Raw genomic sequence first — 1,686 nt, 5'->3', positions numbered from 1 at the left:
GCGGTCCCCCGCGCACCCCCGGCCAGCTCGTCCGGCCCCGGCACCCGCATCGACGTGTGCGTGTCCCGGTTGGAGTCGGGCTTGGCCCCCGGCACCAACGGCACCGCCCCCCGCCGCACCCGCTCCCGCGGCGCCTCCGCTTCGGCGGGCGCCTCCTCGTACTCGTCGCCGGACTCCGTCCCGGGTTCGTCGACGTCCAACGGCGGCATCCCCGCCAGCAACGGCAGTTGCTCCCGCAGCCGTGCCGCCAGCTCGGACGCCCGCAGCCGCGAGGCCGGCGCCTTGGCGAGGCACTGCACGAGCAGCTGCCACAGCTCCTCGGGAATGCCGGGCAGCGGGACGACCGTCTCGGTGACGTGGCGGCGCAGCACCGCACCGGGGTGCCCGCCGCCGAACGGCGTGAAGCCGGCCAGCAGCTCGTACAACACGGTCGCCAGGGCGTAGATGTCCACGGCCGCGCGGGGCGGCAGGCCCTCCACGATCTCGGGGGCGAGATAGTCCGGCGTACCGATGATCTTCGTGGCTCGGGTACGGCGGGGCGAATCGATCAGCTTGGCGACGCCGAAGTCGGTCAGGAGGGCCGGATGTGCGCCGCCCGGCCCCAGCGGGCCCTGCATGTCCAGCAGCACGTTCTCCGGCTTCACGTCCCGGTGGACGACCCCGGCCGCGTGGGCCGCCGCCAGGCCGTCCGCGATGTCGGCCACTATGGCGACCGCCGCCTCGGGGGCCATGCGCCGCTCCCGGTCGAGGCGGGTGCGCAGATCGGTGCCCCGGACGAGGTCCATGACGAGGGCGAGGTCGTTGCCATCGACGACGAGGTCGCGTACGGAGACCACGTTCGGGTGGTCGAGGCCCAGCAGCGCGGTGCGCTCCTGGACGAAACGGCCGACGAGTTCCTGGTCGGACGAGAGGTCCTCGCGCAGGAGCTTGATCGCGACGGGACCCTCCGGGCCCTCACCCAGCCACACCGTGCCGGCGCTGCCCCGCCCCAGAATCTGGTTCGCGGTGTACCGGCTTCCGATCTTCCGTCCCAAGACTGCTCCTACAGGCCGCGTGTTGGCGACAAAGCTACGCGCCCCGGGCCCCAACCTTCACCGCCGAGGCGGAAATCACCCCTCAGATATCGACAAATCCCCAACCCTGGCGACGAGACACCACCGACCGCATCACGCGGGCACGCCAAGGCTGTGGGTGACTGCGCCCCTCAGGGGCGCGGGGAAGAACGCGACCAGCCCTCGCCGACCCGCAGCCGCTCACAACCGTCGCCGAGGCCGAAGCCGAGGTCCGGGCGGGGTCGAAGCCGAGGTCTGGGCGGGGTCGGGGCCGAAGCCGAGGTCTGGGCGGGGTCGGGGCCGAAGCCGAGGTCCAGGCGGGGCCGGGGCCGAAGCCGAGGTCGGATCAGGCCGGGTCATTGCCCGGGGCTCGACCCCGGGCCCGCGTCACTGGCCCGTGCCGTTGTCCAGTTCGCGGACCCACTTGCCCACCTCGCCGGCCCAGTCCGTGAGCTGGCCCCACCAGCTCTGGCCGGTGCCGATCCACCCCTGGAGGGGTGTGAACTCCCAGATCAGCCAGCCTCCGACGAGGAAGAGGACGATCATGAAGAAGCAGCCCTTGAGGCAGCCGAGGCCCGGGATCCGCATCGGGTTGGCGCTGCGCCGACGCGGCTCACGCGGCGGCCGGGGCTCG

1 protein-coding gene and 1 pseudogene are annotated in these 1,686 nt (G+C 73.1%); both read right to left on the bottom strand.

Translation table 11 applies throughout. The features are described from left to right. Nucleotides 1-1,034: serine/threonine-protein kinase (locus tag AWZ10_RS16580; RefSeq protein WP_060891449.1), on the bottom strand; the 1,034-nt coding region annotated here is incomplete at its 3' end. A 405-nt stretch (nucleotides 1,035-1,439) separates the two neighbouring features. After that, nucleotides 1,440-1,686: pseudogene (locus AWZ10_RS16575) on the bottom strand (serine/threonine protein kinase); the annotation flags it as partial.

Source organism: Streptomyces europaeiscabiei, assembly GCF_001550375.1.
Classification (GTDB): domain Bacteria; phylum Actinomycetota; class Actinomycetes; order Streptomycetales; family Streptomycetaceae; genus Streptomyces; species Streptomyces europaeiscabiei.
The sequence above is the reverse complement of the archived record's forward strand: the minus strand, read 5'-3'. Positions and strand labels throughout refer to the sequence as shown.